Source organism: Streptomyces sp. NPDC019396 (assembly GCF_040632375.1).
GTDB lineage: Bacteria > Actinomycetota > Actinomycetes > Streptomycetales > Streptomycetaceae > Streptomyces.
This window is the reverse complement of the sequence record NZ_JBEYBS010000034.1, coordinates 30022-48790: the sequence shown is the minus strand read 5'-3', so window position 1 is coordinate 48790 and position 18769 is coordinate 30022. Positions and strand designations below refer to the sequence as shown.

At 72.1% G+C, this 18769-nt stretch carries 17 protein-coding genes; all 17 read right to left on the bottom strand.

The genetic code is table 11. The features are described 5' to 3' along the window. Positions 1-488 (bottom strand): sulfate adenylyltransferase subunit CysD (cysD, locus tag ABZ532_RS28425; protein WP_361289815.1); only part of this gene is annotated, 488 nt, incomplete at its 3' end. Between the two features lie 122 nt (positions 489-610). Continuing rightward, positions 611-1144, bottom strand: a complete 534-nt coding sequence (gene cysC, locus ABZ532_RS28420; protein WP_361289806.1) for an adenylyl-sulfate kinase — start codon at positions 1142-1144, stop codon at positions 611-613. Positions 1145-1147: 3 nt separating this feature from the next. After that, positions 1148-1963 carry a glycosyltransferase family 2 protein gene (locus tag ABZ532_RS28415; RefSeq protein WP_361289803.1) on the bottom strand — a complete coding sequence of 272 codons (816 nt, stop codon included), beginning with the start codon at positions 1961-1963 and terminating at the stop codon, positions 1148-1150. 32 nt (positions 1964-1995) lie between these two features. Beyond that, positions 1996-3297: an ATP-grasp domain-containing protein gene (locus ABZ532_RS28410; protein WP_361289800.1), complete on the bottom strand. Its 1302-nt coding sequence runs from the start codon at positions 3295-3297 to the stop codon at positions 1996-1998. Between the two features lie 5 nt (positions 3298-3302). Further along, positions 3303-4136 (bottom strand): sulfotransferase, encoded by an 834-nt coding sequence (locus ABZ532_RS28405; protein WP_361289797.1) that lies wholly within the window; start codon positions 4134-4136, stop codon positions 3303-3305. Beyond that, positions 4133-5035 carry a sugar phosphate isomerase/epimerase family protein gene (locus ABZ532_RS28400; protein ID WP_361289794.1) on the bottom strand — a complete coding sequence of 301 codons (903 nt, stop codon included), beginning with the start codon at positions 5033-5035 and terminating at the stop codon, positions 4133-4135. The genes ABZ532_RS28405 and ABZ532_RS28400 overlap by 4 nt, the downstream gene beginning before the upstream one ends. Continuing rightward, on the bottom strand, positions 5032-5808 hold the full coding sequence (locus ABZ532_RS28395; protein ID WP_361289791.1) for a hypothetical protein: 777 nt from the start codon (positions 5806-5808) through the stop codon (positions 5032-5034). Before ABZ532_RS28395 ends, ABZ532_RS28400 begins: the two co-directional genes overlap by 4 nt. After that, entirely contained in the window at positions 5805-6740 is a 936-nt protein-coding gene (locus tag ABZ532_RS28390) for a Gfo/Idh/MocA family oxidoreductase (protein WP_361289788.1), read from the bottom strand. Before ABZ532_RS28390 ends, ABZ532_RS28395 begins: the two co-directional genes overlap by 4 nt. Continuing rightward, on the bottom strand, positions 6737-8320 hold the full coding sequence (locus tag ABZ532_RS28385; protein ID WP_361289785.1) for an Ldh family oxidoreductase: 1584 nt from the start codon (positions 8318-8320) through the stop codon (positions 6737-6739). Before ABZ532_RS28385 ends, ABZ532_RS28390 begins: the two co-directional genes overlap by 4 nt. A 78-nt stretch (positions 8321-8398) precedes the next feature. Next, the gene (locus ABZ532_RS28380; RefSeq protein WP_361289782.1) at positions 8399-8791 is read right to left on the bottom strand and encodes a glyoxalase; all 393 of its coding nucleotides are present in this window, start codon (positions 8789-8791) and stop codon (positions 8399-8401) included. A gap of 111 nt (positions 8792-8902) precedes the next feature. Then, positions 8903-10195 carry an ATP-grasp domain-containing protein gene (locus ABZ532_RS28375; protein ID WP_361289779.1) on the bottom strand — a complete coding sequence of 431 codons (1293 nt, stop codon included), beginning with the start codon at positions 10193-10195 and terminating at the stop codon, positions 8903-8905. Between the two features lie 27 nt (positions 10196-10222). Continuing rightward, positions 10223-11569 carry an MFS transporter gene (locus tag ABZ532_RS28370; protein WP_361289776.1) on the bottom strand — a complete coding sequence of 449 codons (1347 nt, stop codon included), beginning with the start codon at positions 11567-11569 and terminating at the stop codon, positions 10223-10225. Beyond that, on the bottom strand, positions 11562-12404 hold the full coding sequence (locus ABZ532_RS28365) for a polysaccharide deacetylase family protein (protein ID WP_361289773.1): 843 nt from the start codon (positions 12402-12404) through the stop codon (positions 11562-11564). The genes ABZ532_RS28370 and ABZ532_RS28365 overlap by 8 nt, the downstream gene beginning before the upstream one ends. After that, complete coding sequence (locus ABZ532_RS28360; RefSeq protein WP_361289770.1) at positions 12401-15613, bottom strand: amino acid adenylation domain-containing protein; 3213 nt, start codon at positions 15611-15613, stop codon at positions 12401-12403. The genes ABZ532_RS28365 and ABZ532_RS28360 overlap by 4 nt, the downstream gene beginning before the upstream one ends. A 26-nt stretch (positions 15614-15639) precedes the next feature. Next, complete coding sequence (locus tag ABZ532_RS28355) at positions 15640-17052, bottom strand: nucleotide sugar dehydrogenase (RefSeq protein ID WP_361289766.1); 1413 nt, start codon at positions 17050-17052, stop codon at positions 15640-15642. A gap of 32 nt (positions 17053-17084) precedes the next feature. After that, a complete protein-coding gene (locus ABZ532_RS28350) occupies positions 17085-17252 on the bottom strand; it encodes a hypothetical protein (RefSeq protein WP_361289763.1) in 168 nt (55 codons plus the stop codon). A 299-nt stretch (positions 17253-17551) separates the two neighbouring features. Further along, entirely contained in the window at positions 17552-18541 is a 990-nt protein-coding gene (locus ABZ532_RS28345) for a LuxR C-terminal-related transcriptional regulator (RefSeq protein ID WP_361289760.1), read from the bottom strand. Positions 18542-18769: the final 228 nt, after the last annotated feature.

Genomic DNA, 18769 nt, shown 5'->3' with positions numbered 1-18769 from the left:
ACCCGCTCCTTCGCCCGCGCCTTCTCCTCATCCCTGCGACCACCACCGAACACCGCATCGAAACGATGCTCCCGGATCGCCTCGGTCAACGGCACTGTCTGAAGCGGATTACGGGTGCCGTCCGGACGCTCCCGCAGCGCACCCCGGTCGATGTAGTCCTGCACCGACGCCACATGCAACCGCAACCCGTACCGGTCCACCGTGCGGTCCCGGTACTCGATCACCTCAGGAAAGTTGTGCCCCGTGTCCACATGCAGCAACGAGAACGGCACCCCAGCGGGCGCGAACGCCTTCAACGCCAGATGCAGCATCACGATCGAGTCCTTACCACCGGAGAACAAGATCACCGGCCGCTCGAACTCACCCGCCACCTCACGGAAAACATGCACCGCCTCGGACTCCAGAGCGTCCAGATGCGTCAGCGCATACGGGCTGCCGCCACCGGACCCGATCACACTCCCGACCACCTGAGTGGCGCCGGTCATCATCCTGTCCCCCATGCGTTCTCCCCCGGACCCCGTACCGGGGCATCCCCGCCTCCGCCCGCGCGGCGCGGACGTTCCCGATTCACAGTCGTCCGCCAGCCGGCGCCCGCGGGTGCCTCCCCGGCTCACAGGAGTCCCCTGTCACTGAGCAGCGCGTACAGAACCGCCGCCGACTCCCGCACGGTCTGGGTGTGCGACTCGATCCGCAGGTCCGGGGACTCCGGAGCCTCGTACGGGTCGTCCACCCCGGTCAGACCGCTGATCTCACCCGCCGCCTGCCTGGCGTACAGGCCCTTCACATCGCGCACCGAGCACACCTCCACCGGAGTCGCGACATGCACCTCGACGAACGGCGTGCCCTCGGCGCCATGACGCTTGCGCACCGCCTCACGGCTGTCGGCATACGGAGCGATCACCGGCACCAGGACCTTCACACCATTCGACGCCAGCAGCTCGGCCACAAAACCGATCCGCTGCACATTGGTGTGCCGGTCCTCCCGGCCGAACCCCAGACCCGCGGACAGGAACTCACGGATCTCGTCACCGTCGAGCACCTCCACACGATGCCCCTCGGCCCGCAGCCTGCCCGCCAGCGCATACGCGATCGTGGTCTTGCCCGCACTCGGCAACCCGGTCAGCCAGATGGTGGCCCCAGTCACCGCTCAGACCGCCGGAAGCGCCGTGGCCAGGGAATTGGCCGCCTGGAGACCGAGATTCAGCCCGGCCGCGGCCGGGTCGTCCGACCAGGGCTGGATCCGCGCGGTATCGGCGAAACGGCGCAGCGCCGCCACGGGCGTGGTGCGCGGTGCCAGCCGGCCCGCGCGCCAGGCCTCCCGGAAGGCGATACCGGCACCCTTGCTGTTGCGGTGCGCCACCCTGAGCGCCGGCACGAAGCAGACCTGGCCGCCCGACTCGGCGAGCCGCTCCACCAGCCCGTTGTCGCTCGCGGTGACGACGTCCGGGAAGCCGCCGGCGTTGAGGAAGTGCTCGGTCCAGACGGCCGAGTTGCCGCCCGCGAAGAAGGTCACCGGGCTGTACGCCGCATGCTTGGCGTACCGCACCTCGTACCGGTACTGGCGGGCGCGCGCCACCACGCTGCTGTCGAACGGCAGCACCCGCCCTGTGATCGCGGCGCGTTCACCGGTCAGCGCGGTGTCGAGCACCTGGAACCAGTCCGGCAGGGGACGGGCGTCGTCGTCCAGGAAGGCCAGCACATCGCCGGTCGCCTCCTTGGCCGCCAGATTGCGGCTGGCCGCTGCCCCGCGCCGGGTCGCGTTGCGGAGCACCCGGACAGGGAAGGGGTATTCCCTGCCGCCGGTGGGGAGGGGGGTGTCGGACGCGTCGTCGACGAGCAGGACCTCCTGGACCACACCGCTGTCGTAGGCCGCGATCGCGCTCAGCAGCTGGCGGATGTCCGAGGGCCGGTTGCGGGTGGCGACCACCGCGGAGACCGTCTTGGTGTTGTGTGTCGTACTCACTGCCGTACTCCTTGCGGGCGTTCGTCCATGGCTCATCGCGTCCGGGTCGCGGAGGCGGGGGTGGTCGTCGCGGCGGCGAACGGGTCCAGCACCTCGTCCACCTCTTCCAGGAGGTCGCCGAGGGTGGCTTTGGCCGCTTCGGCGCCGCCGGGGGCGGGCTCGGTGGTGATGGTGATGCGGGCGGCGGCCTCGGCTGCGAGCCGGACCGCGGTCGCCGCGTCATCGGCCCGCGCCACCACATGGCCGCAGCGGTCCTCCGACCAGCGCAGCTCGTGCACGGTGTCGCCCTCGCCGACCTGTACGTCGACGTCGACCACGCCCGGCGCGGACCCGGCGTCCCCGGCGCCGGCCACCGAGGTGACCACCCCGGGCTCGGCGACCAGGAAGCGGATCGCGGCCGCCCCGTGGGTGGCGGGCGTGGGCAGCGGGTCGCTGCCCTGCGCCAGGCGGTAGGTGGCCTCCTCCAGGTCGACGCCGTGGACGAGCCGTACGAGTTCGTTGATGCGGTCGCCGCCTCTGCGGCTGTGCGACTCCACCACACGCGGGCCGTCGGCCGTGAGGATCAGCTCGGTGTGGGCGGGGCCGTCCACGAGGCCGACCGCGTCGAGGAGGTCCAGCACCATGGCGTGCACCGCGGCGCGGTCCCGGTCGGTCAGCGGCGCGGGGACGACGTGGCCGAGCTCGACCGCTCCCCCGCCGGTCTCCTTGCCGGTGACGGCGACGACGGTGTGCCTGCCGCCGACCGAGAAGGTCTCGACGCTCAGCTCGTCACCGACGAGCCGTTGTTCGGCCATGAAGGTGCCCAGGCCGAACTCCTGGCGCCACGCCCACGCCGCGTCCGTCTCATCCGGCGAAGTGATCATGCGGACACCGAGACTTCCGGAGCCCATCGTGGGCTTGAGCACCGCGCCACCGTGGGTCTTCACGAAGTCGCGCAACTCGTCGTACGTCGGGCCGACCACGGTCGGGACGGGGCCGATGCCCCGTTCGTTGAGCAGGGCGCGCAGGGCTGGCTTGTCGTGCAGCAGGCGGGTGGTGCGGGCGCCGTTTCCGGGCAGGCCCAGGGCTTCGGTGAGGTGTCCGGCCACGACCTGGGCCGCTTCGGTCTGGGTGAAGACCCGCACGAACGGCCGTTGTTCGTGCAGGGCGCGCACCAGTGCGGAGACGGTGGGCACGTCCTGGTAGTCGACCAGCAGCAGCTGGGCGCAGTGCTCCACGACGGCCGGGTCGAAGGCGGACGGCTTCTGGATGTGCACGATCTCGAAGCCGAGGGCACTGGCCTTGCGGATGATGCCGGCCTTGCCGCCGAGGATGAGGACACGTGTCGGGGTCAAGGCGATCACCTCTGCGTGGTCGTGGTGAGGACGGGCACCGTGCCGGGGGCGGCGGCCGAGTCCCGCAGCGCCTCCCATACGGCGGCCGTGGGCAGCGGAAGGCCCGTGTCGGGCGCGGCGGCAGGCTGACGCGGGGTGAGCCCGGCCAGATACGGGCGGAGGCTCATTCCGGTGAACTCCTCGAGTCGTGCGGTCTCCTCGCCCCGGCACAGCGCCTGGTACTCGATGACCAGCCGTCGCTCCTGCGGCACCTGCGGTGCGAAGTCCACCCAGTGCCTGTTCCACGCGGTCCACTTGGCGAGGGCGGCCGCCTCGGTCTCCGGCAGCCACGGCCGGTCACCGGTCCACCGCAGCATGGACCGTGCGGCTTCGAGAGGGTGGCGTACGAGCATCACGTACCGCGCGTCGGGCAGCGCGGCGTCGAGCCAGGGAAGGTGCAGCAGGTACTCGTTGTACTTGTCGCCCCAGCGCGTCAGGCCCTCGTTGCTCTCGGCAAGGATTCGCCGGGCGAGCGCGATGGGGTCGTCGCCCGCGGCGCCTTCGGCGACCTCGCGGGCGGCGTTCCGCAGGCTCTTCTCGACCCGGGCACGCCAGCCGTCGGCGCCGGCACCGTCCGGTGGGCGCCGGTCGAGCGCGTGCAGGATCTCGTCCGTCCGCAGGTGGCGGTCGGCCAGGTCCTGTCGGGTAAGCCAGCGGTGCAGCAGATAGGGCAGCTTGCCGTTGACCGTGAAGTGGCCGCCCGCGTCGTGGAAGGCCAGGTTCATGGCGTAGGCGAAGGCCGTGGTACCGCAGCGCTGGGCACCGAGCAGGATCACCGGTGATGTGGTCGACGTGGTCACTTGGCCGCCTCCTCCGTACGCGCGGTGTGCCGGGCGTCTCCTGCAGGCACCGCGCCCTCCGCCTCGGCCATCTCGCGCAATCGCCGCATGCACTCGGAGCTGGCTTCGAAGCCGCCCGCGGTGAACTCCTCGCCCCAGGGCTCGTCGCGCTGCGGCTGGGTGAGCACGCGGCCGATCCGCCAGTGCGTCTCCAGGGAGACCCAGCCCTCGTACCCGTCGTCGGCGAGCCTGCCGAGGATCGCGGGCCACGGGAGGTCTCCGTCCCCCAGGCGCACATACGCGGTGCGGCCCACCGGGTCCTTCACATGGACGTGCCGGATGCGTTCCCGGCCGAGTTCGTAGTCCTGCGGGAACGGCTCGGGGTCCCAGCCGCTGAAGACGCTGTTGCCCGGATCCCACAGGATGCCGAGCCGGTCGTCGCCGAGCTCGTCCAGGAACTCGAGGGTGTGGCGCATGGTGGGGCTGTTGGTGCGCATGCCCGTTTCCACGATGAGGGGGACCCGGTCGGCCGGTACACCGTCGAGGACCTCACGCGCGGCCTTCGCCGCCGTGCGCGGGTCCGGATCGCCTTCGCGGTAGAACGTGAAGATCCGGACGAACGGCGCTTCCAGCAGTTCGGCCCGCCGGACGGCGTCCACGACCAGCTCGCGCACGTCGGCGATCTCGGCGTCGGTGCGCGGCAGGGTGCACTTGAGCGCGGGCGGGTCGAATCCGGCGATCCGCAGCCCGTGGCCCTTCACCGCCTCGCGTACGGCGGTGAGCTGGGCGTCGCTCATCAGGTGGGGCGGTACGCCGCCGGATGACCGGATCTCCAGTCCGCCGAAGCCCTGACGGGACGCCTCCGCGGCGGCCGTGTCGATGTCCTGGGACAACTCGTCGTTGATGATGGCGAGTCTCAAAGGAGGGTCTCCTCGATGAGAGCAGATGAGTCGGGGTGGGGGGCATGGCGGGTGCCCGCCGCGTACCAGTCGATGAGCAGCGCGGTGTCCTCCCTGAGCGAGGGCGCTTTGGTCTCGACCGTGACCGCCCGCAGCGTCCCGGCGGCCGCGAGCACCTCGCGTGTCGGTTCGGAGCAGGAGGCGAGCGGCTGGTGCCGTGAGGTGGCGGGGGCGCTCCAGTCGAACCCCTTCACCTGGCCGTGGGAGGTCCAGGGGGCCAGCCGGGCGGCGGCCGTTACGGGGTCCGGTGCGATACGGGCGAGGCCCATGGTGTCGAGCAGGATTCCGGTGCCGGCGAGCTCGCACAGCTCGGCGAGCTCGGGGACCGGCGCGTAACCGTGGTGGGTCTCGACCAGGACGAGGCGGCTGCCACCGGTCCGGGCGGACAGGGCGGCCACTTGGGCGAGAGTCAGTCCGAGGCGCTGGGGATCCGTGCAGCCCTCCGCCGCGAACACCTTGACGGGAAGGCCCGGTTCGAGCCACGGCAGGGCGGTGCACGCCTCGACCGGATGAGCGGGATCGCCCAGCACGATCCCCGTGCCCACGAAGCAGACGTCGGTGCCCGCGCCCCGCAGCACGGCAAGGCCGCCCGACCCTTCCCAGCGGTGTCCCTTCCCGGCGCGCACATCGACGGTGCTGCCACCGAGTGCCAGGGCGAGCGCGGCCAGCCGGGCAGCGTCCAGGTCCGGGGCCGAACCCGAGGAGAGCCCCACCAGCGTGGCCGGGGCCGTCATGCGGCCACCGCCAGGTCCTGGGCGACCGAGGCAAGGATCTCCGTCACGGCACGCGCCCCTTCCAGATGGCAGCGCCTCGGCCGCCGTCCGGTCGTGACGGCTTCCGCCATCTCCTCGTAGACCGTGCGCCGCAGCTCCGCGGTGGGCACGGTCGGCAGGGTCTGCCCGGCATCACCGAGCTGAGTGGTCACCATGCCGTCGGCGACGCACAGCCCTCCGTCGGGGCCGAGGACCTGGAGCCGTTCGGTACGGACCGACGACTCGGCGGTGACCGTGAAGGCGAGGGTGGCACCACCCCGGAACTCGATGTGCCCGGTGACCCGGGTGTCGATACCGGGGGCGAGCGCCCTGCTCGGCGCGAGCCGCACGGACTCGGGGTCTCCCAGCAACTGGCAGGCGAGGTCCAGGTAGTGCACTCCAAGGTGTGCCGCGATCCCGCCGAAGGCCGAGGTGGCGTCGCTGCGCCAGCCCGCCCTGCGGTAGTGGGCCGGAGGCCTGAAGCGGGACACCTCGAGCACCGCGGTGACGGCGGGGTCGGCCCAGTTCGCGGCAAGTGCCGTCGCGGGCAGGCGCATACGGTGCTGGAGCATCACACCCACCGGCCGCCCTGCCTGCCGCCCGGCGGCGGCGATCAGGTCGATCTCGGACACGGACACGGCAGGCGGCTTCTCGAGCAGCACGGCCTTGCCCTGCTCCAGCGCCTGCACGGCGAGCCCGGCCCGGCTTCCGGGCGGCAGGCACAGCGCCACCAGCTCGACACGGGGATCGGCCAGCATGTCCCGCCAGGAGCCCGCCCGCGGCAGCCCGCCGACGTCGACCGCCGTGTCCTGTTCGAGTACGGCCACTACTTCGGCCGCGCCGAGCCCGTCGAGGGCGGCCGCGTGCTGGCGGCCCGCGGCCCCGAAGCCGACGATGCCCACTCCCACGCTCACCGGGTACCTCCCGGGACGGCGGGGGTGCAGTCCGGGACGGCGGGGGTACGGTCCGCGGTCCAGCCGAGGCGTTCCGCCACGGTCAACGGGACGGGTATCCCGGCGTCCAGGGCCGCCGCCTCGGCCAGCTCCTCCTGCTGTTCGGGAAGGTGCACGCGCGGGGCGCCCTGGGGGTAGCCGGCGGCAACGGCGTTCGACAGCACGGTGAGCAGCTCGTCCACGGGGGGATCGCCGAAGGCCGCCGGGGACAGGGCGAGGAAGAGCTGTGAGCAGTCCATGGGCCGGTCGGGCTCCGCACGCTGCTTGTGCACCAGGGGACTGACCGTGCCGCCGGCGAGGATTCCGGCCAGCACCTCGGTGATCACGGCGACGCCGAGCCCCTTGTGACCGCCGAACACGGGGACCGCCCCGCCACGGTCCAGTTCCTCCGGGTCAGTGGTGGGTCGCCCTTGACGGTCCACCAGCCAGCTCGCGGGCACGGGCTCGCCGCGGTGTGCGGCATGCCGGATCTTCCCGCTCGCGACGGTGCCGGTGGCGAAGTCCACGACCAGCGGCCGTTGGTCGCCGCGCGGCACGACCATGCACACGGCGTCGTTGCCGAGTGTGGGACGCCCCGCGCCCGGAGCGGCGACACTCGGCCCGGAGATGTTGAGCACCAGCCCGACGACCTCGTGCCGGACGAAGAGGTCGCGGTAGGCCGCGAGCATCCCGATGTGGTTGTTGCCCCGCACGGCCACGGCCGCGAGCCCCGTCGCCGCCGCCTGCCGTGCGCAGTGCTCGGCCGCGAGTTCGGCGGCGACCTGTCCGAAGCCACCGTGGGCGTCGAGCACCGCGACAGGGCCGCTCTCGGAGATCCACTCGGGAGCGGCCGCGGGGTCGATGCCACCGCGCTCCAGGCGGTCCAGATACATCGGGAGCAGACCGACACCGTGCGAGAAGTGGCCTCGCACGTCAGCGTCGACCAGGACCCGCGCCACCAGTGCGGCGCGGTCGGATTCGACTCCGGCCGACGTCAGGGAGCCGACCGCGGCGGCGGTGAGTGCCGCCGTGGAGAAGCGGACCGCGTCCTGCGCCGGTTCCGTCCGTGCCGGCGACTCCGGGGGACGGTTGAGGTGGACGACACGGTCCGCGGTGGCGGCGGTGTCCGCGTCGGTGGTCACCAGCAGGACACCGCTGCCGTCGCGGGCGGCGCTGTGCGCCAGCTCGGCGGACAGCGTGCCCGGCGGGGCGGCCTCCGGCCGGGTGGCGTCGACGACCACGACCGGCCGGGGGGCACCGGGGGGCAGGGCCTGTCCGGCCCGTACCACCGTGACACCCGCCGGCCGTGCCGGGGCTATCCGCCGCGGGCGGCCGTGGGCGCCCGCCGCCAAGGCGCCGTACTGAGCCCGCCGCCGTCCGTCCAGGACCTGGATCAGGGCATCGGCCGACGCCCTGTCGTCGGTGTGCACGGCGACGATCTCGCCGGCGGCCACGCTCACGGTCAGTCCTGCGATCAGGATGCGCTCGGCACCTTCGGGGCCCTCGGCCACGATCAGGTCCGCCACGCGGAGTGCGGGCGGCCTGCCCGCTGCTTCGGTCATCACTGACTCCTCAAAGTGCCGTGCTTGTGCCGTGCTTCTTGCCGTGCCGTGCTTCTGCCGTGCCGTGCCGCGCGGCGCTCAGGAAGCCTGCGGCTCCAGGAACTCGAGCCGGTTGCCGAGCTTGTCGAAGGCGTAGAAGCGGTCGTGGCCGGGGAAGTTGTCGTCCCATGTCACCTCGTGGCCGCACTCCTCCAGGCGCTTGGCCAGGTCGCGCAGGGAGCTGACGAGGATGCCCGGGTGCGCCTTGCGGGCGGGGCTGAAGTCCTGCTCCACACCGAGGTGGACCTCGAGACCGCCGCCGCGGAACCAGCAGCCGCCGCGGGCGGCGAGCACCGGCGGCTTCTCCAGCTCGGTCATGCCCATGACCTCGCCCCAGAACTGGCGGCACAGGTCCTCCGCACCGGCGGGAATGGCGAGCTGCACGTGGTGGAGACCGCCGAAGGAGTAGTCGGTGGTGTTCTCGGTGCTCATGCTCTTCTCTCTCTTTCTCTCTGTTTCTCTGGGCTTCTCGCTGCTTGTTGCTGCTTGTTGCTTGTGGCTGCTTGCCGCTGCAGCGAGTCGGTGGATGAGACTGACGCGGCGTCAGCCGGTGGCGGTGATGGCCTCGTGGCGCGCGGCCATGCCCTCGCTGCGTACGGTGAACGACAGCTTCCGCACGCCATCCCTGGCACGCTCCAACGCCTCGTCCTGGGTGCCGCCCACCGCGCACACATGCGCCCCGCGGGCGAACGAGCCCGTCACGCCGTTCAGGCGCTTACCCGGCTCGCGCAGCACCTCGACGTCGACCACGCCCTCCAGGGCACGGGCCTCGTCCTCGCCGGTGACCTCCACGATCTCGCCCACGGCGTCCGGGCAGGCGTACCAGATGGCGGCCGCACGCGGCCCGTCCGGTGTGCGCTCCAGCGTGGCCCGTACGTCGTCGAGCACCTTGAGCCCGACGGCCTGGCGGGCCACCACGTCGATCAGGTCGACACCGCTGATCCGTGCCCACAGTTCGGGGATCTCGTCGCCGGCGGGGCGCAGATGGGTCTCGACCACGTGCACGGCTTCGGCGGAGACGATCACCTCGGTGTGGGTGACCCCGTGGCGTACGCCGAGTGCGCTGAGCATGTCCCGGACGGTGGCGGCGATGCGCTGCTCGTCCGCCGCCGCGAGCGGGGCCGGGACGACATGCCCGACCTCCACGAAGTGGTCGTGTTCGGAGATCTTGCGGGTGACACCGACCACGAGATGCGCACCGTCCTCGCTGACGCTCTCGACGCTGTACTCGTCGCCGCTGAGGAACGGTTCCACCAGCAGTTCCGGGGAGTCGAGGTCGTCCGCGCCGGTGGCGCCCCAGTCGAGGGCGCGCTCGATGTCGGCGGGGCCGTCGATCCGGGTCACGCCCTTGCTGGCGACTCCGCGGACCGGCTTGCAGATCAGAGGGTATCCCGACTTCTCGGCGACCTTGAGGACGCCCGCGGCGTCGTGCACGGTCTCGGCCGTGGTCTCGCCGACCCCCGCCGCCGCGAGGACGCGCCGCATCTCGCACTTGTCGGCGACGGCCCGCACCGTTTCCGGGCTGTGCCAGGGCAGGCCGAGGTCGATGCCGATGGCGGCGGTCTTCTCGGTGTCCTTCTCGGTGAAGTTGGTGAGCCGGTCGACCGGGTCGACGCTGTGCACGAACCGGGCGGCGGCGACCCACTCGTCGACGGGCGCGTCCTCCCGCAGGACGATCAGCCGCTGGATCTTCTCCCGGCTGCGCAGCCTGGGCACCACCTCGGGCCGGCAGATGACGGTCGTCCGCAGACCGGGCCAGGCGTCGCGGGCCCGGTCGGGCAGATCGCGTCCACCGCTGACGATCAGCAGATGCTGGGGAGGCGGGATGTCGGACATGGAGCTCCTCCGTGTGTACGGGATGGGTCAGCTGCCGGTCGCGGTGGACACGGCGGTGGGTTGGGGCTCGGGTTCGGATTCCGTCCGCTCCGGCACAGCCGCGGGGTCGGCCTCGGGCTCCGTCCCCTCCGGCACGGCCTCCGTCCTCGGACGGGTTCCCACCCAGCTCAGCCCGGCGGCCAGCGGGAAGCACACGGCGAGGATCAGCCAGCCCGCGGGGCCGGTGCCGGCGAGCAGCCACAGCACGACCGCCGGGCCGGCGATCTCGGCGGCCGAGAAGCCCAGGTTGAAGAAGGCGAGGTAGCGGCCCTGGGCCGCCTCCGGGGAGAGCGCGAACGAGATCTCCCACGACGAGGCAGAGTGCAGGAGCTCGGCGACCGTCAGCAGCAGCAGCGCGGCCATCAGGGTCACGGCGGCCCACGCGGCGGTGTCCGTGACGCCACTCGCGGCGAAGGCACAGCAGGCGAACGCCAGCAGTACGGCCGACCAGTTGGTGGCGCGGGCGGCTGAGGGGAGGCTGTCGATGTGCCTCGTCACCCTCACCTGTCCCAGCACGGTGATGACGGTGTTGGTGATGACCAGCACGGTGATCATCCAGTCCGGCGACGGAGTGTGCTCGGCCACCCACAGCGGGAGCACCGTGATGAGCACGGCGTCGTGCAGGAAGAGCACGCCGTTGGCGGCCATCGCGGCCACGAACCGCCAGTCGCGGAGCGGCGGGACGACACTGGCGGGGGTCTTGTTCCCGTCCTCGTCCTTGGGGACGGAGGGGCCGACCTTCGGCAGCATGCTGATGAAGGCGAAGACGAAGAGGAAGCTGATCGCGTTGCCGATGAACAGCCAGCGGAACGCGGTCTCCGAGCCCGTCGTCAGCGCGATACCGGCGAGCCCGAACCCGACGGTGAAACCGAGGTTGCGCAGGGCACGGATGAACCCCATGGTGCGGTTGCGTTCCGTGCCGGTGATGAGCCGGCCCACCAGGGCCTGGTTGAGCGGCTGGCCCGCCCGGTCCATGACGTACAGCAGACAGGCCGTCACGACGAACTCCGTGAATCCGTCGACGTTGAGGTAGGCGATGTAGCCGACGGCCCGCCACAGGACGACGACGAGCAGGACGTTGCGCGGGCCGAACCGGTCGGCGAGCCGGCCCATGGGCACGGTGGTCGCGAGACCCACGACGCCCGCGATCGCCAGTCCCACACCGAGCTGTGTCTCCGTCAGCCCCCCGAAGCGGGTGAAGTAGAGGGCTGAGCCCGCCAGGAACATGCCGGTTCCCAAGGAGCCGATCAGCGCGTTCAGCGCGATGATCCGGGACTCCCGGGTGGCGGGCAGTGCCCCGGTGAACCGGTGTCGCCAGGTAGTGCGTTCAGTCATGGGTTTCTCCATCGGGGCTTCCGGACGCAGACGGCGCGGTGGCTGCGGGCGCAGACGGCGCGGTGGCTGTGCGGGCGGGCGTGGTCCCGGTCCACTGGGCCCGCCAGTGGTCCACCAGCCCGTCCCAGGCGGGGACCGACCCGGAGGGAAGGTAGGTGCGCCGGATCGTGTGCGGTCCGGCCGTCCAGGGCTCGGCGGCCGAGCGGACCGTGCCGAAGGCCAGGACATCGTCGGCCAGCAGGTCCGCCGTGCCGGGGATCCCCCCGTAGGGGTAGGCGAACAGGCGCGCCGCGCCCGGTCCGTACCGGGCCTTGATGTCGGCGAGCGAGCCGAGGGTCTCCTCGCTTACCTGGTCCGCCGGTGCCAGGTCGAGATGGGGGTGGGTCCGGGTGTGCGCGGCGATCAGATGGCCGTCGGCCGCCAGCCGGTCGCACTCCTCGTAGGTGAGGTGGTCCTGGCGGGGCTGCTCGCTGCGCCGGCCCAGCAGACCGGTGCAGACGAAGAACACCGCGCGTATGCCGAGGCGTTCCAGAATCGGCGCCGCGTGGGTGATGTTGTCGCGGTAGCCGTCGTCGAAGGTGATCAGCACGGTGGGCCGGTCCGGCCGGTGCGGGGTGTCCCCGGCCACCAGCCCTGACGGCTCGTACGGGTCGAAGTCCTCGAGCACGCGCTCCAGGCCGTGCTCGAAGTCCCGGGGGGTGAGCGCGGTGTAGTGGCGGAGGTCCGGGTGGACGTGGTGGAAGTAGAGCACGAGCGGCCAGCCGGGGGCACTGCCCGTGGCGGGCTGGTGCTCGTCGGGTATGCCCGGGATGTGCGGGGCCGTGGATGCGTTCACCGGGCGTCTCCCGTCGTGTCCTGCGGGGCGTCCGGGGCGTCCGGCCCGGACAGCACGCCGGACATGACCCGTTCGATCGCGTGGGCCAGCTCCTCGATCCCCGCGTCGCTCCAGTGGCCTGTGGAGTACTTGAGGCTCATCTCCAGCTCTCCGTCGACGATGTCGCCCTCCGCCATCAGCAGGTAGCGCTCCCGCTGGAGCGGCGAGCGGTGTGCCCCAAAGCTCTCGTCGGCGGGACGGAGCACGGCGCCCGGAGCCCGTTGTTCCAGCCGCAACAGGTGGCCGCGGAAGTTCAGCCGGACGGTGGGCCGGGGGCAGGAGCGCAGTGCGCCGCGCTCGGCCGCGACAGGCGAGGCGTACCGGAGCGCGTCGAATCCGTACCGCCGCTCCGGCAGTGCGGCCAGCGGCTCCAGGGCCGTGCGCAGGGCGGCGAGGCCGTCGCCCTCCCAGCGCAGCACGGCGGGGAAGGTGCTCTGGACGTAGCCGACGGTGCGGGACAGGTCGAGGTCTCCGACGGATACGTCCCGGCTGTGCGCGTACACGTCCACACCGTGGACGGGATGGCCGGTCCACAGCGCGAGCCCGCCCACCAGGGCGCCGAGCGCGAAGTCGTGCGGGGCGATGCCGAGGGCCGGGAGGGTGCGCGTGACCAGCCGGGTGGCGTCCGAGGACAGCCGGAACCGGTGGGTGCGCAGGCTGGGCAGCCGGTCGTCGCCCTGCCGTTCGGGTCGCAGGACCGCGAAGTCCCGGGTGCGTGCGACCCATTCGGCGGCGTCCTCGCGGGCCTGGGGGCTGTCCAGCCAGGCCCTCATCGCCGTGCCGACGGCGCGCGGACCGGTGGCCGGGGGCTGGGCGGCGTCACCCGCGAGCAGTGCTTCGAGATCGTCGACGAGGAGCCCCATGGAGACGCCGTCGAGCACGAAGTGGTGCACGGTCATCAGGAGGCGCGCCGTCCCGTCGCCGAGCTCCGCGAGCAGCAGGCGGAACGCCATGCCGTCGGCGAGCGACATGGATCGCTGGGCGGCTGCCAGTTCCTCTTCCAGGCGTGCGGTGCGCCGCTCGGCGGGGACACCGCTGAGGTCGACGACACGGACCGCCGCGTCCGCGTCGGGCTCGGCCAGCGCGGCCGTGCCGTCGGCGTGCAGGACCGTGCGGAGCGCGGGGTGCCGCAGCAGCAGGCTCCCGGCGATCCCACGCAGCCGGTCCGCACCCAGGGCGGGTCGGGTGGTGAAGAGCGCGTTGAGACAGAAGTGGTCCCGCTCGGGAAACTCGCTGTCACCGCCGCCGCTCTCGCCGTCCTCGGCGCTCTCGCCGCTGTCGCCGTCGTACAGCCAGCGCTGTTGCGCGGGCAGCAGATCGAGCGGACCGGCCGGTTCCTCGCCCGAGTCCGGCAGGGGCGCGGAGCGTTCCCCGGCGCGGGCGACGGCGGCGCGGGCGGTGCGGCCGGTGAGCAGATCGGAGGGCCGCATGGGCACGCCCAGGGAGCGCATCCTGGCGCAGACCCGCATGGCCATCAGGGAGTCCCCGCCACGGGCGAGGAAGTCGTCGTCGGGGCCGAGGCCGGGGTCCTGGAGCAGACCGCGCAGCATCCGTACGACGGCGTCGAGGGGCGGGAGTGCGCGGTCGTCCTCCGGTGTCCAGGCCGTGGCGGCGAGGGCCGCGGCGGTCTCGGAGGCGGCAGCGCGCCGGTCGGTCTTCCCGGAGGTGGTGAGCGGCAGCCGGTCGAGCACGGCGATTCGGCCGGGGATCAGATAGGCGGGCACCCGTTCCCGCAGGTGGGCGCGCACGGCCTGCGGATCGGGCCCGTCGGCGGTGCGGCCGAGTGCGGCGGCCAGCAGTCGTCCGCCGTCCTCGTCGTCCACGGTGAAGGCGACCGCCGAGGTCACCCCGGGGGCGGTGAGCAGATGGCGGTCGACCTCGTCCAGCTCGATGCGGTGGCCGCGTACCTTGACCTGGTTGTCGGCCCGGCCCAGGAACTCGAGGTCGCCGCCCGGGTGGCGGAGCACGATGTCACCGGTCCGGTACATCCGCGCGGCGGGATCGGCGGCGAAGGGGTCTGCTGCGAAGCGTTCCCCGGTACGCGCCCTGTCATGGAGGTATCCGGCGGCGAGCAGCGGTCCGCCGATCCACAGTTCGCCGCTCTCACCCGCGGCGACCGGCTTCCGGTTGTCGTCCAGTACGTGGAGCAGGCGCTCTCCGACCGGGCCGCCGATGGGAAGTCCGGCCGTGCCGGGTACGGGTGCGTGCGGGGGTAGCACGAGGGCGCTGGCCGTGATCACGGTCTCGGTCGGCCCGTAGCCGTTGACCAGGGTGGTGTGCCTGAGGGGGGTGCGCCGGTGGGTCCTGGCGTCGTCCGAGGTGGCGTTCTCACTGCCGATGACGACGGTGCGTACACCCGCGAAGGACGGGCCGGTCGCACCGTCGAGCTCGGCGCAGACCATCCTCCAGTACGCGGTGGGCAGTTGGAGCACGGTGACGTCCAGCTGCTCGGCGACGGAGGCCAGCGCCCCGGTGTCGGGAACGCCGCCGCCGTGGAAGGCGAGCGTGCCCCCCGCCGCCAGGGTGGGCCAGATCTCCTCCTGGGCGACGTCGAATCCGATGCTCGCGAACTGCAGCACGGTGTCGTCCGAGGACAGTTCGAAAAGAGCTCTCGCGGCGGTGACATGCCCGGCGAGCTGCTCGTGCCCGATCAGGACGCCCTTGGGGGTGCCGGTGGAGCCGGAGGTGTAGACGACATAGGCGGGGGCTTCCGCGTCACAGCCGGGGGCTTCCGCGTCGCCGGCGGGGACCTCCGTGTCCGCGACCGGTGCCGGCGCTTCCGGGCGTCGCCCACCGCCGGAAGCGGAAGCGGTGCCGTGCAGGGTGATGCCGGTCCCGGCATCGATCGTGGCGACGGCACCGGAGTGCCGCAGCAGGTAGCCGCGGCGCTCGTCGGGGGTCGCGGTGTCGATGGGCAGGAACGCGGCTCCTGCCAGCCAGGTGCCGAGCATGGCGGTGATCGCGTCCGGCCCGGCCGGCAGCCGTATGGCGACGATGTCCCCCGGGCGCACGCCCGCCCGGTCGAGCTCGTGGGCGGTGCCGGACGCGCGCTCCCACAGCTCCGCGTAGGTCACGGTGGACCGGGGGGTGCGCAGGGCGACGGCGGTGGGTGCGGTGGCGACGCGGGCGTGTACGAGCGCGGCCACGGCGGGAAGACGTGAGGTGGTCATGGGTGCGGCGGTGGGGTGGAGGGCCGTCATGCCTGTCGGCCCTTCGTGGCGGTGGCGGGCTTGGCGGTTGCGGGCTTGGTGATCGTGGGCTTCGCGGTGGTGGCCTTGGTGGTGCCGGGACCGCTGGGGTCGAGGACCAGCCGTGCCTCCGCTAGCAGTTCCTCGCGGTACACGCTGTGGTGCTGGACGACGATGGTCAGGTCGGCCGCGGCGAGGGCGGCCCGCAGATCACGGGTCGGGGCGAGCTGACGGCCGCGTACGGAGAAGGACTCCACGTACGGATCGTGGAAGGCGACCTCGGCTCCGGCGCCCAGCAGTTCGGCCGCGAGCGGCTCCGCGGGAGAGTGGCGGGTGTCCGCGATATCCGGTTTGTAGGTGACGCCGAGGAGCAGGATCCGCGCCCCGCGCATCGGGATGCCGTCGCGGGTCAGCAGCTCCCTGGCGCGGGAGGCGACCCACACGGGCATCGAGTCGTTGATGCGCTGGGCCTGTTCGGCCATGCGGAAGGGCACACCCGCCTGGGTCGCGCGATGCACCAGGTACAGCGGATCGACGGGAATGCAGTGGCCGCCGACCCCCGCGCCGGGGCGGAAGGGCGTGAAGCCGAACGGCTTGGTGGCGGCGGCCTCGATGGTGTCCCATACGTCGACGTCGAGGCGGTGGCAGATCTGCGCGAACTCGTTGATCAGCGCGAGGTTCACCTGGCGGTAGGTGTTCTCCAGGATCTTGGCCGCCTCGGCCTCGCGGGGGGAGCGGGTGACGTGCACCCGTTGCGTCAGCCTCCCGTAGAACTCGGCGGCCCGGGCGGCGCATTCGGCGGTCAGGCCCCCGACGACCTTGGGGGTGTTGTGAAAGCCGAACCGCGTGTTGCCGGGGTCGACCCGTTCCGGGGAGAACGCGAGGCCGAAGTCCCGGCCCGCGACCATGCCGGACTCCTCCAGGATGTCGCGGACCACGCCCTCGGTGGTGCCGGGGTAGGTGGTCGACTCGACGACGATCAGCTGGCCGGGTGAGAGGTGGTGGCGGACCGTACGCGCTGCGGTCAGCAGGGGGTCCAGGTCCGGCACACCGTGGGCGTCCACGGGTGTGGGCACGCACAGCGCGACGATCGAGCAGCCACGCAGGAACGCGGGGTCGGTCGTTGCGTCCAGCAGCCCGACGACCGCGTCGAGTTCGGCGCCGGTCACCGTGTCGACGGGCGGCCGGCCGATGTTGACCTGCGCCACCAGGAAGTCGCTGAGGTCGAGTCCGCGGGTGCGGTAGCCGGCTGTCGCGGCGGCCACGGCCAGCGGAAGACCGGCGTATCCGATACCGACGACCGCGACGTCGACGGTGCGGGAGAGACTGCGCGTACGGTCGGTGACGGCCGTGCCCGGACCTTCGGTTGGCGCGGCGGCGATGACATCCATCTGGTGCTCCTGGGAGGGACGGGCGGACATGGGGGCGGGACGGCACCTCGGCACGGGGCCCCCTACCACCAGCCGTTGTCGCTCTGCTGGACCGAGGGCGCCGTGGTGAGGGAGTCCAGGGCCCGGCTGTGGGCAGCGGTCGCTGCATCCGCCCCGAGGACCGGCCCGGCACAGGCCAGGGCAAGGGCGAGCGAGGCGGCACAGATGCAGGCGCGCGTGATCGCAGACATGGATATCCCCCGTGATGTCGATGAAAAGGTGCGAGGTGATCGCTTCGGCCTCTGGGCGGCTGCCGCCCGGCCGGGCTCGCATGTTCATGCTGCTCGCCGCCGCCGTACCTGATCAAGGGATTGGAGCGGCGTCGACCTGACATGGCGGACACGTGCCAACCCTCCCCGACGTCTCACGATGTGAGACTGGAGGCAAAGGGGAGGTCAGGCCGCCCAGCCCCACCAGCGCAAACACAAAGAGGCGGGTCACCGGAACCCTGTGGTCCGGTGACCCGCCTCCAACGGGACCCCGCAAGCCGTCAGTTCAGCAGCCCCGACTCGGCGATACGCAACGCCGTCTGGAAACGCGTCTGCGCGCCCAGCCGCTCCATCAGCCCGGAGATGGACCTGCTGAGCGTGCGCGACGAGATGCCCAGCCGACGGGCGATCACCTCGTCCTTGACCCCGTCCGCGAGCATGCGCACGATGACGAGCTCCTGGCCGTCCAGCATCAGATCGACCGCCTGGGCCGCCTGCGCGGGGTGGTGCGAGGGCGTGGCACTGTGCCAGCAGTAGTCGTACAGCGCGTGCAACGAACGGACGAGCGCCTGCCCATGGACCACGAGGGCCCCTTGCCCGCTGTCCTCCGGGTCGACGGGCAGCACCGCCACGTCGTCGTCGAACAGGAGCATGCGCAGCGGCAGATAGTCGGCCGTACGGGCCTCCCTGCCCGGGCGCACAGCGTCCGCCAGATACCCGGCCATGTAGGGAACCTCCGCGGTCCGGCGCAGATAGAGCGCCTCGACCCGGACTCCGCGGCTCTCCATCTCCTTGTCCCGCAGCAGCATGTCGTCGATCAGCTCCTCGGGCGGCGGCCCACCTGGGTGCATCGACCGCATACGGTCGCGGGCCGTGCTGCCCGCGTCCTCCAGGAAGGCGTTCACCAGGGCCGGGTTCGGCAGGATCTGCACCTCGACCGACTCGCGCCGCTCCTCCGACAGCAGGTGGTAGTCACGCGCCAGCGTCGAGATCGACTCCCGGATCCTGGACACCAGCTGGGTATGGGCGGCGGTCTGCCGCTCCTCCGCCGAGAACAACCTGGTCAGAGCCGCTTCCGGAGCCACGGTCAGATAGCCGCTGAGCGAGTCGGACGCCGGCGTCAGCAGCCCCAGGACGCTGAGCTCGTCGCACAGTTGCTCGGCTTCGGCACGTGAGCAGCGCACCTGCGCCGCGACCTCCTCGAGCGACCACCCGGGATTCCGGGAGATCAGCCCGTAGACCTGTCTGCGTGCCTCATCGTTCGCCTCCACAGATACGTCCCCCCTCCCCCGGGCAGCCCCGCGCTGACCGGGAAGACTGCCCATGGGCAGCCACCAACGGCAGGACATATTCGCAGATGGGGGCGAGGGTCCGCGATGCGATACCGCGGCCTTCCCGCCGGTCGGGAGAACCACGGACCGAGCGCGTGGACGGGGGGTCGCCACACCGTGTGGCGACCCCCCGGGCCCCGGCGCCCCCCGGGCGGCCGAGCCTCAGCC

Bases quoted from the DNA above. Each gene is read 5' to 3' on its own strand.
- ABZ532_RS28385 (WP_361289785.1), bottom strand. From the start codon at position 8,320: ATGACCGAAGCAGCGGGCAGGCCGCCCGCACTCCGCGTGGCGGACCTG.
- ABZ532_RS28360 (WP_361289770.1), bottom strand. From the start codon at position 15,613: ATGACCACCTCACGTCTTCCCGCCGTGGCCGCGCTCGTACACGCCCGC.
- ABZ532_RS28370 (WP_361289776.1), bottom strand. From the start codon at position 11,569: ATGACTGAACGCACTACCTGGCGACACCGGTTCACCGGGGCACTGCCC.
- ABZ532_RS28395 (WP_361289791.1), bottom strand. From the start codon at position 5,808: ATGACGGCCCCGGCCACGCTGGTGGGGCTCTCCTCGGGTTCGGCCCCG.
- ABZ532_RS28380 (WP_361289782.1), bottom strand. From the start codon at position 8,791: ATGAGCACCGAGAACACCACCGACTACTCCTTCGGCGGTCTCCACCAC.
- ABZ532_RS28350 (WP_361289763.1), bottom strand. From the start codon at position 17,252: ATGTCTGCGATCACGCGCGCCTGCATCTGTGCCGCCTCGCTCGCCCTT.
- ABZ532_RS28355 (WP_361289766.1), bottom strand. From the start codon at position 17,052: ATGTCCGCCCGTCCCTCCCAGGAGCACCAGATGGATGTCATCGCCGCC.
- ABZ532_RS28375 (WP_361289779.1), bottom strand. From the start codon at position 10,195: ATGTCCGACATCCCGCCTCCCCAGCATCTGCTGATCGTCAGCGGTGGA.